Origin of the sequence: Bradyrhizobium zhanjiangense, assembly GCF_004114935.1 — a bacterium.
Taxonomy (GTDB): Bacteria; Pseudomonadota; Alphaproteobacteria; order Rhizobiales; family Xanthobacteraceae; genus Bradyrhizobium; species Bradyrhizobium zhanjiangense.
Map to the genome: position 1 here is coordinate 6,358,644 of NZ_CP022221.1, position 16,948 is coordinate 6,375,591.

19 protein-coding genes and 1 pseudogene are annotated in these 16,948 nt (G+C 64.0%); 13 read left to right on the forward strand and 7 right to left on the reverse strand.

What is annotated here, in order from left to right; translation table 11 throughout:
• Positions 1-28 precede the first annotated feature (28 nt).
• On the forward strand, positions 29-664 hold the full coding sequence (gene cobO, locus XH85_RS30610; RefSeq protein ID WP_128934810.1) for a cob(I)yrinic acid a,c-diamide adenosyltransferase: 636 nt from the start codon (positions 29-31) through the stop codon (positions 662-664).
• A 12-nt stretch (positions 665-676) separates the two neighbouring features.
• The gene (locus tag XH85_RS30615) at positions 677-2,125 is read left to right on the forward strand and encodes a cobyric acid synthase (RefSeq protein ID WP_128934811.1); all 1,449 of its coding nucleotides are present in this window, start codon (positions 677-679) and stop codon (positions 2,123-2,125) included.
• Here XH85_RS30615 and cobD read toward each other — a convergent pair.
• Positions 2,114-3,079, reverse strand: a complete 966-nt coding sequence (cobD, locus tag XH85_RS30620; protein ID WP_164940225.1) for a threonine-phosphate decarboxylase CobD — start codon at positions 3,077-3,079, stop codon at positions 2,114-2,116. The two genes, XH85_RS30615 and cobD, sit on opposite strands and share 12 nt — an antisense overlap.
• 11 nt (positions 3,080-3,090) lie before the next feature.
• Entirely contained in the window at positions 3,091-4,032 is a 942-nt protein-coding gene (gene cbiB / locus XH85_RS30625; RefSeq protein WP_164940226.1) for an adenosylcobinamide-phosphate synthase CbiB, read from the reverse strand.
• 122 nt (positions 4,033-4,154) lie between these two features.
• Here cbiB and cobU point away from each other — a divergent pair, with 122 nt between their 5' ends.
• The 6 genes and pseudogenes from cobU (at position 4,155) to XH85_RS30655 (ending at position 8,634) form a co-directional block, all read left to right on the forward strand.
• The gene (gene cobU / locus XH85_RS30630; RefSeq protein ID WP_128934813.1) at positions 4,155-4,658 is read left to right on the forward strand and encodes a bifunctional adenosylcobinamide kinase/adenosylcobinamide-phosphate guanylyltransferase; all 504 of its coding nucleotides are present in this window, start codon (positions 4,155-4,157) and stop codon (positions 4,656-4,658) included.
• Complete coding sequence (gene cobS, locus XH85_RS30635) at positions 4,655-5,437, forward strand: adenosylcobinamide-GDP ribazoletransferase (RefSeq protein ID WP_128934814.1); 783 nt, start codon at positions 4,655-4,657, stop codon at positions 5,435-5,437. Before cobU ends, cobS begins: the two co-directional genes overlap by 4 nt.
• A 4-nt stretch (positions 5,438-5,441) precedes the next feature.
• Complete coding sequence (bluB, locus tag XH85_RS30640) at positions 5,442-6,074, forward strand: 5,6-dimethylbenzimidazole synthase (protein ID WP_128934815.1); 633 nt, start codon at positions 5,442-5,444, stop codon at positions 6,072-6,074.
• Between the two features lie 293 nt (positions 6,075-6,367).
• Positions 6,368-7,065: pseudogene (locus XH85_RS47705) on the forward strand (response regulator); the annotation flags it as partial.
• A gap of 265 nt (positions 7,066-7,330) precedes the next feature.
• Complete coding sequence (locus tag XH85_RS45440; protein WP_164934562.1) at positions 7,331-7,498, forward strand: hypothetical protein; 168 nt, start codon at positions 7,331-7,333, stop codon at positions 7,496-7,498.
• Between the two features lie 176 nt (positions 7,499-7,674).
• Complete coding sequence (locus XH85_RS30655; protein WP_128934816.1) at positions 7,675-8,634, forward strand: c-type cytochrome; 960 nt, start codon at positions 7,675-7,677, stop codon at positions 8,632-8,634.
• Between the two features lie 146 nt (positions 8,635-8,780).
• Here the strand turns inward: XH85_RS30655 and XH85_RS30660 are convergent, their stop codons facing one another.
• Both XH85_RS30660 and XH85_RS30665 read right to left on the reverse strand, forming a co-directional pair.
• Positions 8,781-9,257, reverse strand: a complete 477-nt coding sequence (locus tag XH85_RS30660) for a hypothetical protein (RefSeq protein WP_128934817.1) — start codon at positions 9,255-9,257, stop codon at positions 8,781-8,783.
• Positions 9,258-9,471: 214 nt separating this feature from the next.
• Positions 9,472-10,398: a LysR family transcriptional regulator gene (locus XH85_RS30665; protein WP_164934561.1), complete on the reverse strand. Its 927-nt coding sequence runs from the start codon at positions 10,396-10,398 to the stop codon at positions 9,472-9,474.
• 129 nt (positions 10,399-10,527) lie between these two features.
• Between XH85_RS30665 and XH85_RS30670 the strand changes: the two genes are divergently transcribed.
• Entirely contained in the window at positions 10,528-11,466 is a 939-nt protein-coding gene (locus XH85_RS30670) for a ring-cleaving dioxygenase (protein WP_128934818.1), read from the forward strand.
• Positions 11,463-12,104, forward strand: a complete 642-nt coding sequence (locus tag XH85_RS30675; protein WP_128934819.1) for an alpha/beta hydrolase — start codon at positions 11,463-11,465, stop codon at positions 12,102-12,104. The genes XH85_RS30670 and XH85_RS30675 overlap by 4 nt, the downstream gene beginning before the upstream one ends.
• 41 nt (positions 12,105-12,145) lie before the next feature.
• Here the strand turns inward: XH85_RS30675 and XH85_RS30680 are convergent, their stop codons facing one another.
• Positions 12,146-13,120, reverse strand: a complete 975-nt coding sequence (locus tag XH85_RS30680) for a magnesium transporter CorA family protein (protein WP_128934820.1) — start codon at positions 13,118-13,120, stop codon at positions 12,146-12,148.
• Positions 13,121-13,472: 352 nt separating this feature from the next.
• Complete coding sequence (locus tag XH85_RS30685; protein WP_128934821.1) at positions 13,473-13,772, reverse strand: hypothetical protein; 300 nt, start codon at positions 13,770-13,772, stop codon at positions 13,473-13,475.
• Positions 13,773-14,165: 393 nt separating this feature from the next.
• Between XH85_RS30685 and XH85_RS30690 the strand changes: the two genes are divergently transcribed.
• Positions 14,166-14,975, forward strand: coding sequence for a phytanoyl-CoA dioxygenase family protein (locus XH85_RS30690; RefSeq protein WP_128934822.1), 810 nt, complete (start codon positions 14,166-14,168; stop codon positions 14,973-14,975).
• A 413-nt stretch (positions 14,976-15,388) separates the two neighbouring features.
• Here the strand turns inward: XH85_RS30690 and XH85_RS30695 are convergent, their stop codons facing one another.
• Positions 15,389-15,700, reverse strand: a complete 312-nt coding sequence (locus XH85_RS30695; protein ID WP_245473470.1) for a hypothetical protein — start codon at positions 15,698-15,700, stop codon at positions 15,389-15,391.
• A 169-nt stretch (positions 15,701-15,869) separates the two neighbouring features.
• Here XH85_RS30695 and XH85_RS30700 point away from each other — a divergent pair, with 169 nt between their 5' ends.
• Together XH85_RS30700 and XH85_RS48130 are read left to right on the forward strand one after the other, a co-directional pair.
• Positions 15,870-16,628: an alcohol dehydrogenase catalytic domain-containing protein gene (locus XH85_RS30700; protein ID WP_245473811.1), complete on the forward strand. Its 759-nt coding sequence runs from the start codon at positions 15,870-15,872 to the stop codon at positions 16,626-16,628.
• Positions 16,628-16,912, forward strand: a complete 285-nt coding sequence (locus XH85_RS48130; protein ID WP_245474284.1) for a zinc-binding dehydrogenase — start codon at positions 16,628-16,630, stop codon at positions 16,910-16,912. Before XH85_RS30700 ends, XH85_RS48130 begins: the two co-directional genes overlap by 1 nt.
• The last annotated feature ends 36 nt before the right edge of the window (positions 16,913-16,948 follow it).

Genomic DNA, 16,948 nt, shown 5'->3' on the forward strand with positions numbered 1-16,948 from the left:
CCACTTGTCAAGCCGAAGGACTGGTACGATGACGCCTGAACCGGAGACCCAAACGGGCGAGGAAACCGACGCCCGGCACGCTGCGAAAATGGCGAAGAAGAAGGCCGCCCGCGACAAGATCATGGCGACCAAGAGCGGCGAAAAAGGCCTCATCATCGTCCACACCGGCGCCGGCAAGGGCAAGTCGTCCTCCGCCTTCGGCATGATCGTCCGCTGCGTCGCCCATGGCTTCCCCTGCGCGGTGGTGCAGTTCATCAAAGGCGCCTGGGACACCGGCGAGCGGCGCCTGCTCACCGGTCATTTCGGCGATCTCTGCCAGTTCCACGCCATGGGCGAAGGTTTCACCTGGGAGACGCAGGACCGCGCCCGCGACATCGCCGCCGCGCGCGCCGGCTGGGAGAAGGCCAAGGAGCTGATATCAGATTCCAATCTGCGCATGGTCGTGCTCGATGAGATCAACATCGCGCTGCGCTACGACTATCTCGATATCGCCGAGGTCGTCGAATTCCTCACCACGCAGAAGCCGCCGATGACGCATGTCGTGCTCACCGGACGCAACGCCAAGGACGAGCTGATCGAGATCGCCGACCTCGTCACCGAGATGACGCTGGTCAAGCATCCCTTCCGCTCCGGCATCAAGGCGCAGGCCGGCGTCGAATTCTGAGACGATCTCGCTATGGCGCGCGCGCTGATGATCCAAGGGGCCGGCTCGGACGTGGGCAAGTCGCTCATCGTTGCCGGCCTGGTGCGCGCCTTCACGCGCAGTGGCCTGCGCGTGCTGCCGTTCAAGCCGCAGAACATGTCGAACAATGCGGCCGTCACCGTCGATGGCGGCGAGATCGGCCGCGCCCAGGCGCTCCAAGCGCTCGCCGCCGGCGTCGAGCCGCACACCGACATGAACCCGGTGCTGCTGAAGCCGGAGACCGATGTCGGCGCGCAAGTTATCGTCCACGGCAAGCGCATCGCAACCGCCCGTGCACGTGACTATGCCGCGATGAAGCCCTCGCTGATGAGTGCCGTGCTGGAGAGCTTTGAGCGGCTGAAGGCACGCTCTGATCTGGTGCTGGTGGAAGGCGCCGGCAGCCCGGCCGAGGTGAACCTGCGCAAGGCCGACATCGCCAATATGGGCTTTGCGCGCAAGGCCGACGTGCCGGTGGTGCTGGTCGGCGACATCGACCGCGGCGGCGTCATCGCGCAGCTCGTCGGCATCAAGACGGTGATCGACCCCGATGATGCCGCGATGATCCAGGGTTTTGTCATCAACAAATTCCGCGGCGATCCCACGCTGTTCGATGACGGCTACAAGCTGATCGAAGCGAGGACTGCGTGGCGCGGTCTCGGCGTGCTGCCCTGGTTCGCACGCGCCGGCGAGCTGCCGGCAGAGGATGCGCTGGGCCTGCGCGATGCGCGAAAGCCGGGCCAATGCAAGATCGCCTGTCTCGCGTTATCGCGGATCGCCAATTTCGACGATCTCGATCCGCTCAAGCTCGAACCGGGCGTCGATCTCGTCATGGTGCGTCCGGGCGAAGCGATTCCTGGCGATGTCAGGCTCGTCATCATCCCCGGCTCAAAATCCACCCGCGGCGATCTCGCCTTTTTGCGGGCGCAGGGCTGGGACATCGATCTGCTCGCACATCACCGCCGCGGCGGCCATGTGCTCGGTCTCTGCGGCGGCTATCAGATGCTCGGACATAGAGTCGCTGATCCCGATGGCATCGAGGGCCCTGCGGGCGACACGCCGGGTCTCGGGCTGCTGGATGTAGAAACAGTGATGAGCCCGCAGAAGACGCTGACGCGTGTCGCGGCCGTGCATGCCGCCACCGACAAGCCGATCGAGGCCTACGAGATCCACATCGGCCGCACCGATGGGCCCGACCGCGCGCGGCCATTTGCGAAACTGAACGGCGAGCCGGAAGGCGCGATCTCGCGCGAAGGCCGCGTGCAGGGCAGCTATTTGCACGGCCTGTTCACGTCGGATGATTTCCGCAAGGCGTTCTTGGCAAAACTCGATATTCCCGCGGGCGACGAGCCCTATCACGCCAGGGTCGAGAGCGCGCTCGATGCCCTCGCCGATCACATCGAAAAGCATCTCGACGTCGAAGGATTGCTCGCGTTAGCGCGCTAGCACCTCGGCAAGGCGAGCCCATTCGGCTTCGCTGCCGGGAAGCCCGAGGCGCAGCCATGTCGGCTCTCTCGCGAAGACACGCGACCAGATTTGGCGACGCGCGAGTTTTTCCTGCGCGGCGCGCGCGTCAGGCGTTCCATAAAGACGAAACAAGGGCGTGCCGCCGACAAGCGTCCAGCCTTGCGACTGCACCATGGCGTCGAGGCGAGCACAGTCGCGTGCGAGCCGCGCTGACGTCGCCTCGGCCCAGGCATCATCGCGCAAGGCGCGGCAGCCAATCGCGATCGCTGCCCCCGAGACCGGCCATGGCCCCGACATCGATGCAAGCTTGCCGATATCGGCCGCATTGCCGAGCGCGAACCCAAGCCGCAGGCCGGCAAGGCCATAAAACTTTCCGAACGAGCGCAGGTTCAGCAGCCCCGGCCGATCCGCTTCCGAAGCAAGCGACAGCTGCGGAACGGCGTCGGCAAAGCTCTCGTCGATCACGAGACGGCCGACGCGCGGCAGCAATGCCAGCAAGTCCTTCGGCATATGGCGGCGTCCATCGGGATTGTTGGGATTGACGATGATCGCGAGGTCTGCGCCGGCTAGCGCGTCGAGCCCCGAGACCTCCTGGACATCCCAGCCCGCAGCCGACAGGACCCCGGCATATTCATTGTAGGTCGGCGCGAGGATGCGCGCGCGGCCGGATGGAGCCAGTTGCGGCAGCAATTGAATGGCGGCCTGTGCACCGCCCATCGCAGCAACAGGTGCGCTCGTGCGATAGGCGTGCTGCGCGGCTTGAAGCAAGGCATCGACCTCGGCGCGCGAGGGCAACGCGCTCCAGGCGCGCGGGCTCACCTCGCCCACGGGATAAGGCAGGCGGTTGATCCCTGTCGAGAGGTCGATCCAATCCTCAGCGCGTCCGCCAAAACGCTGCTGGGCCTGATCGAGATTTCCACCGTGCTCGCGCATGCCCCGTTGTTTCACGCGAAGGCCAGGATCGCAAGCACCCCCGCGAGAAGCAGCATGGACCTACGATAGACCGCCAATCCGTGATTGATGTCCGCAGCGAGCGGATCGCGCGCGCCTTCGTTGAGCCAGGGCTCGTTCGTGATGCTGCCGTGATAGATGCGGGGACCGCTGAGCCGCACACCGAGCGCCCCCGCCATGGCCGCTTCCGGCCAACCGGCGTTGGGCGAGCGATGGCGGCGCGCATCGCGGCTTATGCACGACAGCGCCTCCGATCGCCGCGGCGCCAGCAGCACGAAGAGGAAGCCGGTCAGGCGCGCCGGAATGAAATTGGCGACATCGTCGATGCGCGCTGCGGCCCAGCCGAAAGCTTCGTGTCGCTCGCTGCGATGCCCGATCATGGAGTCGAGCGTGTTGATGGCCTTGTAGCCGAGGATGCCGGGCAAGCCGAACAGCGCGCCCCAGAACACCGGCGCCACGATGCCGTCGGAGGCATTCTCGGCAAGGCTCTCGATCGCCGCGCGCGCGATGCCGGGCTCATCGAGCGCCGCGGGATCACGGCCGACGATACGCGAGACCGCGTCACGTGCAGCGGTGATGTCGCCGGCCTGCAAGGGATTTGCGACCGCCGCGACATGATCGTGCAGCGAGCGCAGCGCGACCAGGGGCCAGGCGAGGACGCCGACCAGCACGATCTGGGTCCAGCCCGACCAAAGCAAGGATTGAATCACCCAGCCGACCGCAACTGAGAGCGCGATCACGAGAAGTGCGCCGGCAATGCCCGCGCCGCGGCGAAGAGCCGACGGATCGGACACGCGATTCCAGGCCGTGTCGATGGCCGCAATCAGGCGGCCGAGCCAAGTCACGGGATGGCCGATCCGCGCGAACAGCCACGACGGCCAGCCCAAGAGGGCATCCACCGCCATCGCCACCACCATCGCGCCCGCAAAGCCCACGCCTGCCTCCTGTCCCGCCCCTGTTGCGCAAAGCGAAGGCAGAGCGCAAGCCCCTACAGGCCTGATTTCGGCTTTGTCTTTGGCCGTGTTTGGTGATTAGTCAGGGCTGATAGGAGACCTTCATGGCCGTCATCTTGATCACGGGCGGAGCGCGATCGGGCAAAAGCAAGCGTGCGGAAATGCGCACGCGCGCCTTTCCCGGCCAGCCCGTCTATGTCGCGACGGCTGAGGCGCTCGATGCTGAAATGGAGGCGCGCATCGCCAGGCATCGTGCGCGCCGCGGAACCGACTGGATCGAGCGCGAGGTACCGCTTGATCTCGTGCAGGTGCTGGTCGCAACCGATGGCGGCGGCGCACGGCTGGTGGACTGCCTAACACTCTGGCTCTCCAATCTGATGCATGCGGAGCGCGACTGGGAGAGCGAGGTAAACGAGCTTGCCGGCGCCCTGCCCCATCTCAAGAGCCCGGTCGTGCTCGTCACCAATGAGGTCGGCCTCGGTATCGTGCCCGACAACGCGCTGGCGCGCAGCTTCCGCGACGCCGCCGGGATCATGAATCAGACTATCGCGGCGGCTGCCGACGAGGTCGAGTTCATCGTTGCCGGCCTGCCGATGAAGTTGAAATGATGCCGCGCGCCGAACTTTTGAAAGACGTCATCGCCGATCTCAGGATGGCGGCATCGTTCGTCACGATCCTCCCCGTGGCATCGTCGAAGCCCGCAGGCGATGGCGCCATCGCGCGTGCAACCTGGGCCCTGCCCGTCGCGGGACTGCTGGTCGGCCTTGCCGGCGCGTTGGTCTATAAGGTCGCCAGCCGGCTCGGACTGACACCAAACCTTGCCGCCCTGCTCGCGCTGGCCGCGACCGCCCTCATCACCGGCGCGCTGCACGAGGACGGACTTGCTGATACCGCCGATGGGCTCGGCGGCGGCCGGACGCGCGAGCGCAAGCTCGAGATCATGCGCGACAGCCGGATCGGCACCTATGGCGTCTGCGCGTTGATCCTGTCGTTCGGCCTGCGCTGGAGTGCGCTCGCCACGATCGCCAATCCGTGGGCGGTCACGTTGGCGCTGTGCGCGGCGCAGATCGCTGCCCGCGCCGGCGTGCCGGCCTTCATGTCGCTGGTCCCTCCGGCGCGGCCGGATGGGCTTTCGGCGAGCGCGGGGCCGCCGCCGGGCCGCAGCGTCGCCATCGCCTTCGCGCTTGGGACGCTCGCTCTCGCCCTCGCGCTCGGGCCGGGCAAGGCGCTGGTCGGCCTAATCCTGCTGTCGCTCGCCGGTGTGCTCTTGGCACGGCTTGCCATCCGCCAGATCGGCGGACAGACCGGTGACATCCTCGGCGCGTTCGAGCAGCTCGGTGAGATCCTGATCCTGCTGGTCGCAGTAGCCTTCCAGATAGGACGCTGACCTCATGGTCGAGTTCGACGATACCTTCCGTCAGCATTTGCGCGAGCTGTTCGTGTGGCGCCGCGACGTGCGCCGCTTCCGCAGCGATCCGCTGCCGGAGGGTGCCATCACGCGACTGATCGAGACCGCCTGCCTGTCGCCGTCGGTTGGGCTCAGCCAGCCCTGGCGTTTCGTCACCGTCGACGATGCCGCACGGCGCCGTGCCGTAATCGACGATTTCAGGACATGCAATGCCGATGCGCTCAATTGCTACTCCGGTGAACGCGCAGCGCGCTATGCGACGCTGAAACTGTCGGGCCTCGAACAGGCGCCTGGCCATCTCGCGGTGTTCGCGGACAAGGCCAGCGATATCGGCCACGGCCTCGGCCGCGCCACCATGCCGGAGACGACGGAATATTCCGTGGTCGCCGCCATCACCGCGATGTGGTTCGCCGCGCGCGCCGAGGGCATCGGTATCGGCTGGGTTTCGATCCTGACCCCCGCGCGCATTCACGCCGCTCTCGACGTGCCTGAAACCTGGAAGTTCATCGCCTATCTCTGCATCGGCTATCCGGAAATCGAATGCGATCAACCGGAGCTTGAGCAGGCGAAATGGGAGCACCGGCGCAGTGCGGACGAGTTCACGTTGCGGCGTTAGTCAAGGCCTATGCCAAGTAGCGACATCTGAACTTCCGTGCTGGGCCGCCGAGGCTGCGAATGAACGTTCACATGCGCTCCTTTCGTCAATTGTGGGCACCCGGCTTTCGCGCTAAGCATCCGGATTGGGACAGGGCCATCATGCAAAGAATTTCATGACTGAACGGCCTTCCGCTTTCGCGGTCGACCGCCGCGGCTTCATTCGCCTTGCCGGCGCGACCGCCGCGGGATGGCTCGCGCTCGGCGCGACGTCGGATCGCATGCGGATCGTCGCTTCGCTGACCGCATTGCCGCTCCATGCTGAACCGGCTCGGCCATCGCTCCATGATCGCGACGAACGGCGCCTCGGCCGTCGCACTCGCCCGCGATCACGCCTTCGACGTCATCCTGATGGACCTGCACATGCCCGACATGGACGGCGTGGAGGCGGCGTCGCGGATCGGCAAGCTCGGTCTGCCGAAGATGCCGCGCATCATCGCGGTGACCGCAGACGTGTCCAGCAGCGCCCGCGAACGGCTCGCCGGCGCCGGCATCGCCAAGGTCGTCAGCAAGCCGATCCTGGTCAACGCGCTGCGCGAAGCGATCGAGGATGATCCGGCCAGGAGACGACCGCAACACAGCTTGCGGCCGGCGCGTTGATCGACCGGCATTTTCTCGACGACCAGAAAGAACTTTTGGGCCCGGCGCAAATCGAAAAGCTCCACCACTTGCTGGAAACGACGAGCGCAAAGCTGATCGAGGACATAGACAGAGCAGCGACGGCCGGCGATTCCAAGCGGCTGGCGCGATCTGCGCATCAACTCGGCAGTGCCGCCGGTGCACTCGGGCTTGTCCGCTTGTTCGATCGCAGCCGAGAGATCGAGCTGGCGGCACCCTCAATGTCCCTGCCCGAGTGCGAGGACGCTGCCCGCGAGCTCGCCGCGCTTCGAGAGGCGTCGATGCGCACGCTGAACGATCTGCTCCGGCCGGCCGAGCAGCATTCGGGGAGCTAGCCGACCCCCGGGTCGACTGATCCCGAGTCATCGATCTGACCCTACCTCAGTATGGTCACGTCATACCCGCGCACAATGGCGACAACCAACTACGTCGTGCTAGCTATGAACGCAGAGTGAAAAGCAACGGAACCGGCCCTGCGAGCCGGCAGTTGCAGGACAAGTCCGGCGGCGTAGCGCCCGCCGGCCTTTCTCCTGATCGAACGGCGCGATGCCGCTCCAGTACTTGATGTCTACTTTCACAGTTGGCTGCAGAGAGTACGCCGTGAGAAACATCGCCGATCTCCTTGTGCGGTTTTGGCAAGGGACCGAGCCCGCATCCGATACTCAGGTTGCGGCGGTGGCCGAAAACCGAGATCGATCCAGCATGGCCGATTTTGTCCGCATCCTGCAGGCCTACGATCAGGACCAGTGGGGCGACCACGTCCGTTGATCACGACAACTGAATTGCACGTTGACGTCTGCGAATCCGGGGCGTTGAATGGTGTTTTCGATGTGGCGGAGGAGCTGAGGCGTCCGTCGCCCGATGAGCGGTCGGTTAGCCGCTCCTGATACTCGCCTTCGGAAAGTACAGTCTGGCTTCACCGACACGCTGGGAGGTCGAGAGCCATGAGATTTCCGATCGCTCTATGGGCGTTCGCGATGGCATTGCTCACCGCGGCAGGGGCGCGTGCGCAAATCCAGGAGGGTCCGCCGGCATGGGCCTACCCGGTAAACCCGCCCAATTTTCAACGCACCCCTGACGATGGCACGATCAGGCGCGTTCCTGACAGCGCCGCCGGTTTTACACTCACCCAAGTGCGCGATCTGTTCGCCGCGCCCGACTGGCATCCGGACGATCATCCACCAATGCCGGAAATCGTGGCAAGGGGGAGAAAGCCAGAGGTGTTCGCGTGCGGCGTCTGTCATCGGGCAGACGGACCGGGCGGTCCTGAGAATGCCAGCCTATTTGGCCTCTCCGCGGAATACATCATTCAGCAAACGGCGGAGTTCAAGACGGGCCTGCGCACGAACTCGGCGCCTCGCGTCGCCACCGACCTGATGATCAAGCTGTCCAAAGCGGTGACCGATCAGGAACTCGGCGAGGCCGCTGCCTACTTCGCCTCCATCAAGCCGAGATCGAATATTGCCATCGTAGAGACCGAGCTGGTGCCAAGAACGCAGGTGCGAGACTTGTTCTTGGCTCCGCTGGACGGCACCGAGAAAGAACCCATCGGTCAGCGCATCATAGAGATACCGGAAAACGTTGAACACTTTGTCAGCCGGGACTCGCGCACTCGTTTCATCGCCTACGTTCCGCCAGGCAGCATTCAGAAAGGACGAACGCTGGCAGCGAACAGCGATCCGCGCGTCCGGTGCGCGGTCTGTCACGGTGCTGACCTCAACGGGACGGCCATCGCGCCAGGGATCGCGTCCCGTTCGCCCACCTACATGTTCCGGCAGCTCTATGACTTCAAATCGGGCGCGCGGAAGGGCGCCAATAGCGAACTCATGAAACTGGTTGTCGAGAATCTCAGCGTCGACGACATGATCGCGCTGGCCGCCTTTTCAGCGTCGCTCAAGCACTAACAGTCTTCGGGTGCTGTGCGGGACGAGCCAGCCGGCGCGCTTGGCGCGATGTCAGGTCGCCCGGCCGGCAACGTGCCGCCGGCCGGGCCAACACGCCGCACAAGGGATCAACCTCCTTCGTGCGGCGAGCTGTGAACATTGCGCGGTCATGAGCCGGGCGTTTTAACGACGAGCTTTATGTTGAGCAGGTTGACGCCTTTGAACGGGTTCGGCGCGCTTTCGATCGTGCCAGTACCCGTGGCGTTCGCATAAGCACCTGTGCCCGATAGGATCGTGTACTCGCCCGTTGATTTGCCGTCCTTGGCCGAACCGGTGTAGCGCGCCGTAATCGAGCCGTCCTCGAACGTGTAGGTGCTATAGCCGAAGAAGGGGCCCGACCCTTTGAGCAAGTCCGAAGTATTGATGAACTCCTTCACTCCGATACGGCCATCGCTAAAGACGGCGACTCCAAAGAATTTACCGGACACAACCGTCTGTCCTTCGACATTTGCGGCCTCTATGACCTTGAGGTCAATCGGCTTCGTGACCAGCTTGAACTCCAGCACCCGCTCGCCGGCTACGGCGGTTGACGCCGCGACGGTCAATGCCACGCCAGAAAGGAAAAAGGTGAGGGACTTCCGCATGGGCTCCTCCTGCGCTTGTTGAAATCAAGTCGAGAAGGCCGGCGAGCTACACATCATGCCGCCGCTATTCGCAGCGGCATGAAAGAGAGCCCTCGGCGACGCCCCGGCAGCGGCTGAAGCTCTCTGGTCCTAAGGCGCGAAGTCGGGACGCAAGTATGAGTCCCGAGAGATCGGAATAAAGTTCAGCTTTCCGTCACGGTATAATAGTATCCGGTCACCTAGCCTCCGCACGTCTGCGCCCGCCGGCTTCGTGCTCGTCGCGGCCAAAACGCTCGACCAGAAAATCGATGAACAGCCGCACCTTCACCGACAAATGCCGCGTCGGCGGATAGACCGCATAGAGCGCGAGTGGCGGCGCGAAATAATTGTCCAGCACCGTCCGCAGCTCACCCTTCCGCAAGGCATCGGCGGCGATGAACTCGGGCAGCAGCGCGAGCCCCCTGCCCTTGATCGCGACGTCGCGCAGCACCTCGGCGTTGTTGACGCAGAGCGACCAGGCCGGCTGGATCCAGTGATCGCCATCAGTGCCGGTCAGCTTCCACTGATTGCCGGTGAGCAGGAAGCCGTAGGTCAGCGAGACGTGCTCGCGCAGATCCTGCGGATGCTTTGGCGTGCCATGGCGCGCAAGATAATCCGGCGAAGCGCAGATCATGCGCGCCACCGGCATGATCTTGCGCGCGATCAGGCTGGAGGATTCCAGCTCGGCGATCCGCAACGTCACGTCAAAGCCGTCCTGGACGGGATCGAGCAGATCATCGCTGAGCACGATCTGGAGCTGAAGCTCGGGATAGCGCGCCATGAAATCGGCGAGCACGGGACCTAACCGCATCGTGCCGAACGACATCGGCGCGTTGACACGGAGCAGCCCCCGCGGCGCCGATTGCGCCTGCGTCACGGCCTGGTCGGCAGCCTCGATCTCCGAGAGGATCACCACCGCGCGCTCGAAATAGCGCTGGCCATTCTCGGTCGGGCTCGCGTGCCGCGTGGTCCGGTTCAGAAGCTGGACGCCGAGGCTCTCCTCGAGGTCGGCGATGTATTTGCTGATCGCCGAGCGCGACAGCCGCAACTGCCGGCCGGCTTCCGCAAAGCTGCCGCTCTCGACCACTTTCACGAAGGCCCGGAGGCTGCCGAGCTTATCCAAGAGTTGGCCTCGGCGATTGTTTCCAAATCGTAGACATAGCCGTCATATTTGCATGGATTGTCCCCAATCCAAAGCGGAACGATATTTCCGGCCAGAGCAAGACCGCTCCCCGAATTTTGGAGGACGACAATGTCTGGACTGCACCATGTCACCGCGATCGCCGGCGACCCCATCCGCAATTTTGGCTTTTACACCCGGGACCTCGGCCTGCGCTTCGTCAAGAAGACGGTCAATTTCGACGATCCCGGCACCTACCACTTCTATTATGGCGACGAGACCGGCCGGCCCGGCACCATCCTGACCTTCTTCCCGTGGGCGGGCGTTTCGGCCGGCCGCCGCGGCGTCGGCGAAACCCATCAGACCGCCTTCCGCGTGCCGCAGCGCTCGCTCGGTTATTGGACGCAGCGCTTCATCGAGAGGGGCATCGCTCACGAAGCCCTGGAGAAGCGCTTCGGCGAGTCCGTGCTGCCCTTCACCGACCCTGATGGCATGGCGCTCGCGCTCGTCGGCATTCCCGGTGCCGAGAACGAGCCCGGCTGGAGCAATGGCGAGGTGCCGGCCGAGCATGCGATCCGCGGCTTCCATGGCGTGACGCTGCTGCTCGACAGCGCGGCAAAGACGGCGGCCGTCCTCACCGACGTGCTCGGCTTCAAGGAGACCGGACGCGAGGGCTCGGTGATCCGCTTCAAGGCGCCGGGAGATGCCGAAGGCAGCGTCGTCGATATCTACGAAGCCAAGGGCTTTTTGCGCGGGCATCAGGGCGGCGGCTCTGTCCACCACATCGCCTTCCGTGCGGCCGATGACGCCGAGCAGGGCAAGATGGCCGAGAGGCTCGTGAACAATCACGGCCTGCACCCGACCGAGCAGAGGGACCGCAACTACTTCCGCTCCATCTACTTCCGCGAACCCGGCGGCGTGCTGTTCGAGATCGCGACCGACATCCCCGGCTTTGCCGTCGACGAACCCGTCGCGACCTTGGGACGCGACCTCAAGCTGCCGAGCTTCCTCGAACAACACCGCAAGCAGATCGAGGGCGTGCTGCCGAACCTGGAAGAGACCGCGTCATGACCGAGAGCGCATTCATCCATCGTTTCGAGCCCGCGGCCAACGCGGGCTCCCCTCCTCTGCTGCTGCTGCACGGCACTGGCGGCGACGAGAACGACCTGCTCGGCCTCGGCCGCATGATCTCGCCCGGCGCCGCCCTGCTCTCGCCGCGCGGCCGCGTGCTCGAACACGGCATGCCGCGCTTCTTCCGCCGCCTCGCCGAGGGCGTGTTCGACGAGGATGACGTGCGCCACCGCGCGCTCGAACTCGGCGACTTCGTCACGGAGGCGCGGCAACGTTACGGCCTTGCGGCGCCCGTCGCGGTCGGCTTCTCCAATGGCGCCAACATCGCCGCAGCGCTGTTGCTGCTGAAGCCGGAGGTGCTGGCGGGCGCGATCCTGCTGCGCGCCATGGTGCCACTGTCGGATCCGCCCAAGAATGATCCGATCAAGGCCGCGCTTGGCGGCAAACCCGTTCTGCTCCTCTCAGGACAGGCCGACCCGATCGTGCCGGCGAGCAATTCAGCCCGTCTCGCGGCTCTGCTCTCGCAAGCAGGTGCGAGCGTGACCCACAAGGTCCTGCCGGCGGGCCATCAATTGTCGCAAGCCGACGTGACGCTGGCCCGTGACTGGATCGGCAATGTCGACGCCAAGGCAGCGTGATCAAACGGCGGCGCATCGTTTTCAAATGGTGCGCCGCCGCTTCAATCGAACCAGCCGCGCCGCTTGAACCAGATCAGCGGCAGCACGCCACTGGCAATGACCGCGAGCCAGGCCAGCGGATAACCGAAGGTCCAGTCCAGCTCGGGTATGTGCCTGAAGTTCATGCCCCAGATGCCAACCAGGATGGTTGGCGGCACGCCGACGACGGACACGATCGTCAGGATCTTGAACAGCTCGTTCTGCTGGATGTTGACGAAGCCGAGCACCGCATCAAGCAGCAGCTGGATCTTGTCGGACAGTCGCGTCTCGTAGTCACTGAGCGAAACGACGTCCTTCGACACCGCCTCGAGGCGCTTCTTCGACGCGGCCTTGATCCATTCGCTGCCGACATCGCCGGCAAATGAGGCGATGCGGCCGACGCCGAGCAGAACGTCACGCGCCTTGGCCAGCCGATCGGCCAGCTCGCCGATGTTTTCCAGGGCCTCGCGCATCCTCCGGCTGGAGCGCACCGGCCGTTGCGTGCGAATCAGCCCGCCCTTGAACACGCCCCGCGAGAGCCTGTCGACCTTGGCGCCGAGATGCTCCAGAACATCGGCGCCACGCTCGATCATGGCTTCGAGCAGGCTGGTGAACACGCACATGCCGTTCTCCAGGCTGTCGTCGGAGCCGATGCGCTTGCCGACATCGTCGAAGATCGGCAGCTCGGCAAAGCGCACCGTCACCAGCACGCGCGGGCCGATGACGAATCCCACCGGCGTGATCTCGGCCTCGTTGTCCTCGGAGAGCCGGACCGCCGGCGAGCTGAGATAGAGCGTGCCGTGGTCGAGGATCAGCCGGCTCGACGCCTCGATCGCGCTGAGGGATTCCTTGGACGGAATACATATCCTGAGCAGCCGCTCGACGAACTGCTTTTCCTCTTCAGTCGCGTTCAAGAGATCAGCCCAGATGACCTCCGAGGGCATTTCCGCGCCGATGCTCTGCCAGTCGTCGGACGGCCATCTGTACAGCTTGAGCAAGAACCAAACTCCGTGGCCGCATCGTCATGCCGGATGGCGCATCCGGCCTTCATCCGCCCGGCTAACGCATGAGGGTTCCAAACGTTCAATGTCCTTGCGGCCAGCGCCCCCTCACGGGCCTGGACAGTCCGGCCTTTCGGTTTACTTCTTCATTTTGCCACACACGCTTAAGGCGGAGATCATCCGGCGGGCCTGGCAGGTCCGTTGCGGGCCAGAAGCGGACTAGTTTAATGCTCTGCATTTCGAGGTTGCGGCGCCAGCGGACGTTTAAGCCGATATGATCTAGCCGCAAAGGAAGACCGACTCGACTTGGCCACGCGCTTTCCAATAGGCTCCTGCTTTCCAACTACAACTAGCGGGCAGCGAAATGGCTGAAAGAATCGATGTCGAGGTTACCGGCAAATCGCAGTTTGAAGTCGCCTACGACATGGCGAGATTCATTCTCATCAATATGGAAGGTCGTCAGGTGAAAAGCATAAAGCGGCAAGAGTTCTTGCATTTGGTAGCTGATTGCATCGAGGCCTTGCGCGGCATCAAGGCCAAGGAGATCATCAGCTAAAGGCTTGCACTCCTGCAGCGACCGTCCACCCGCATTCTGCAAGGCCCGCCGCAAAATTTCGTGGGAGGTCTTGGAGAGCGCGCTTTCGACCAAGACAGCTATGGGTCAAAGGCTGCCCGATAGCTGCGCATGACGTTGATCGGTTCACTTCCCGGAAGCGGACCTTCCGACGCTCTGAGCGAAGTTTCGAGATGGGCCAGATGCGGACTCTTGTCTTTGAGTCTTGCACCGCTGGCCTCAAGCCGTTTGTTGATCCTTCAAACCTATCTGTGCTACGCTCAAACATCATGATGATCCGCACGTCCGATATCGTCTCGGTCTTCTTCCTCAGCCGTTAACAGCGGCGCCTGCTTCGAGCGGGTGGAACACAAGAGCGTGCTGGGCAACTGCCTGGCCGCCCATCCCACATTTCTGGACCAATGAGCCGCACCCAACGTCGCATCACGCGGCGACAGGTGACCAGCCTATAACGATATGAGGATATTCATGCCTGCTGATGAACATGAGTCGATGCGCGCACTCAGCGATGATCAGATACAGCAATTCATTCGCGACGGATTCGTTCGCATCGACCGGGCGTTTCCGCGCGAGCTTGCCGACGAAGCCCGCACCATCCTGTGGCGCGATACTGGCTGCGATCCTCACAATCAGGCGACCTGGACAAAACCGGTCATCCGGCTTTCCGGCTACAAGGACGCGCCGTTCCTGAAGGCGGAGCGTACGCCGGTGCTGCACGCCGCGTTCGATCAGATCGTCGGCGAGGGCCGCTGGCGCCTGGGCTCGCTGGGCTTCGGGGGCACGTTTGTCGTACGCTTCCCCCATCCGGATGAGCCCGGAGACGACGGTTGGCACATCGATACGAGCTTTTCCCCCGATGGCGGCGATCCGAATGAGCGGCGCGCGAATGTGAGGTCGCGCGGCCGCGCCCTGTTGATGCTGTTCCTGTTCTCCGACGTTGGCCCCCGCGACGCCCCAACGCGGATAAGGGTGGGATCGCACATCGACATGGCACGCTTCCTCGCGCCAGCAGGCGAGGCTGGGATGTCACAAACGGAAATAGCGCAGGGTTGGATGGGAGCCGAGCGGCCCGAGGCGCTGGCGACCGGTGAAGCCGGCACTGTCTACCTGTGCCATCCGTTCCTCGTGCACGCCGGGCAGCGCCACCAAGGGACGGCGCCGCGGTTCATGGCCCAGCCGCCGCTGCATCCCGCGGAACCCATTCGGCTCGAGCGGGTCGACGACAATTATTCACCAGTTGAGATCGCGATTCGGCAAGCTCTTCAAGGGGCGGCTTAGCGGAACAACTCCGACCGGTCCCGAGGCGTCGGCCAAGCGGCCAAAAATCCAATAGATCGTTGATAGGCGACTCGCCACTGGTACGAACTTCTTGAGGTTCGCACCAGTACGCGAGCAAAGGGCGAGGTCCGTTCTGGGTCACAATATGACCTTCCGCGGGCGGGCTGCGTGTCCGCATTGTCTGCAAAAGCAGGCATCCGATTTTGTCAGTGCATGCCGCCCGGAGCACCTGCGCGCTAACAAGCGCGCAAGCGGTGAAGTCTAAAGCGCACTCAACCCTGGCAGCTTGCGCGGTCTCCGGCAGGCAGCCGACATGGCGGCGGCCCTTTTCAGCTGAGGGCCCAACAGCCGACATCGACCACGTAGCAGGAGACCGCCCGAGGGCGGTCTCGCATTTGGCCGAAGGCGCTCCGTCAAAGATCGACTTGGACGGCAACATTGGAGCGCACCCAATCCGATTGCCCGGCCTTCAGCCGCTTGGCTTGAAATTCAACGAAGGCCGGATCGGCGCCCAGTGACGCCAAGGTACGCCCATAAGCTTCTACACTATCGAAGCGAGCGACGAAGGCATAGTTCCCGATCTCGCCGCCGATCACGGACCAATAGCTGACATCGGCCCCGTGTTTCCTCCAAAGTGACGCGCCGTCCTTTGCCAGCTGTAAGACGGTTGCAAGATCACTACCGGGTCTTGGATGCGAAACGAACTGCATAATGACTGCAGGCATTTTCCCCTCCGATGAGCAATGATGGCGCCAAACAACCGGGTTGGTCATTTGGCTAGAGGAGAATTCCAAAGAGTGCAGCCTCAAGCTTGATCTGGATCAATTCCATTGCTGCGGTCTGGCGGCAGCCTGACCGTTCTGCGCTGAAGGTCGGCATGCAAGGAGATCGGTCATGATGGTGCAGCGCAACCGAGTTGTTCAGGTCAGCCGCTTCGGTGATCCCGAGAGGTTGGAGGTGGTGGACGCTCCCCTGCCGACCGCCGGTCCGGGCGAGGTGCGCGTTCGCGTACTCGCGTCGAGCCTCAACTACACCGAGGTGTTGATCAGGCGCCATCTATATCCGCAAACGATGCGCCTCCGGCCGCCGTTCGTACTGGGCTACGACGTGGTGGGGGCAATCGATCAGCTCGGCAAAGGCGTGCACGACTTTCAGATTGGCGATCGCGTAGCCGACATGACGGTGGTCGGGTCAAACGCCGACTATCGCACGCTTCGGGCGAGCAACGTGGCCCGCGTGCCGGTGGATGTGGACGCGGCTGAAGCGGCTGCGCTGATCCTGAGCTGGACGACTGCACACCAGCTTCTGCACCGCGCAGCCAAGGTCCAGCGGGGCCAACGTGTGCTCGTGCACGGGGCTGCCGGCGCGGTTGGCCAGGCGCTGCTCGTGCTTGGGGGACTGGCCGGCCTCGAGCTATGGGGCACTGTACGCCGCGAGCACATGACGCTCGTCCAAGACCTCGGGGCAACGCCGATCGATTACCAGCATGAGGACTTCACGCGGGTTGTGCCGGGTGGGTTCGACGTCATCGTCGACGGCGTTGGCGAAGACGGCTATCGCCGCTCATACGCAGCGCTCAAACCGGGTGGCCTGCTCTGTGCCATCGGCTTTCCGCGAGCGTGCAGGCACAGCGTCGAATGCTGCCTATCTTGATGGAGATCGCGCGCCTCTACCTGTGGAGACTGTTGCCCGGCGGCAAGCGAGCCCGCTTTTACTCGGTAAATGCCATGCGGGCGCGACATCCTGCTTGGTTCAAGGAGGACTTGGAGCAACTGTTCGAGCTTCTGGCAACTGGCGCCATCCGGCCGCGCATCGCCGAGCGGATCTCGTTCAAGGAGGTCGCCGATGCTCACCGTCGCCTCGAGGCTGGCGGTCTTGAAGGCAAGCTCGTTCTTTGCCCGGATCTCTCCTCGCGACGCAGCCAGCGCGCTGCCTGAGGCGGCGCGCCGGCACGTTACATCCGCATTTGCGCT

Bases quoted from the DNA above. Each gene is read 5' to 3' on its own strand.
- XH85_RS30615 (WP_128934811.1), top strand. From the start codon at position 677: ATGGCGCGCGCGCTGATGATCCAAGGGGCCGGCTCGGACGTGGGCAAG.
- bluB (WP_128934815.1), top strand. From the start codon at position 5,442: ATGGTCGAGTTCGACGATACCTTCCGTCAGCATTTGCGCGAGCTGTTC.
- cobS (WP_128934814.1), top strand. From the start codon at position 4,655: ATGATGCCGCGCGCCGAACTTTTGAAAGACGTCATCGCCGATCTCAGG.
- XH85_RS30695 (WP_245473470.1), bottom strand. From the start codon at position 15,700: ATGCCTGCAGTCATTATGCAGTTCGTTTCGCATCCAAGACCCGGTAGT.
- XH85_RS30700 (WP_245473811.1), top strand. From the start codon at position 15,870: ATGATGGTGCAGCGCAACCGAGTTGTTCAGGTCAGCCGCTTCGGTGAT.
- XH85_RS30675 (WP_128934819.1), top strand. From the start codon at position 11,463: ATGACCGAGAGCGCATTCATCCATCGTTTCGAGCCCGCGGCCAACGCG.
- XH85_RS30670 (WP_128934818.1), top strand. From the start codon at position 10,528: ATGTCTGGACTGCACCATGTCACCGCGATCGCCGGCGACCCCATCCGC.
- XH85_RS30690 (WP_128934822.1), top strand. From the start codon at position 14,166: ATGCCTGCTGATGAACATGAGTCGATGCGCGCACTCAGCGATGATCAG.
- XH85_RS30655 (WP_128934816.1), top strand. From the start codon at position 7,675: ATGAGATTTCCGATCGCTCTATGGGCGTTCGCGATGGCATTGCTCACC.
- cobU (WP_128934813.1), top strand. From the start codon at position 4,155: ATGGCCGTCATCTTGATCACGGGCGGAGCGCGATCGGGCAAAAGCAAG.
- XH85_RS30660 (WP_128934817.1), bottom strand. From the start codon at position 9,257: ATGCGGAAGTCCCTCACCTTTTTCCTTTCTGGCGTGGCATTGACCGTC.
- cobO (WP_128934810.1), top strand. From the start codon at position 29: ATGACGCCTGAACCGGAGACCCAAACGGGCGAGGAAACCGACGCCCGG.
- XH85_RS48130 (WP_245474284.1), top strand. From the start codon at position 16,628: ATGGAGATCGCGCGCCTCTACCTGTGGAGACTGTTGCCCGGCGGCAAG.
- cobD (WP_164940225.1), bottom strand. From the start codon at position 3,079: ATGCGCGAGCACGGTGGAAATCTCGATCAGGCCCAGCAGCGTTTTGGC.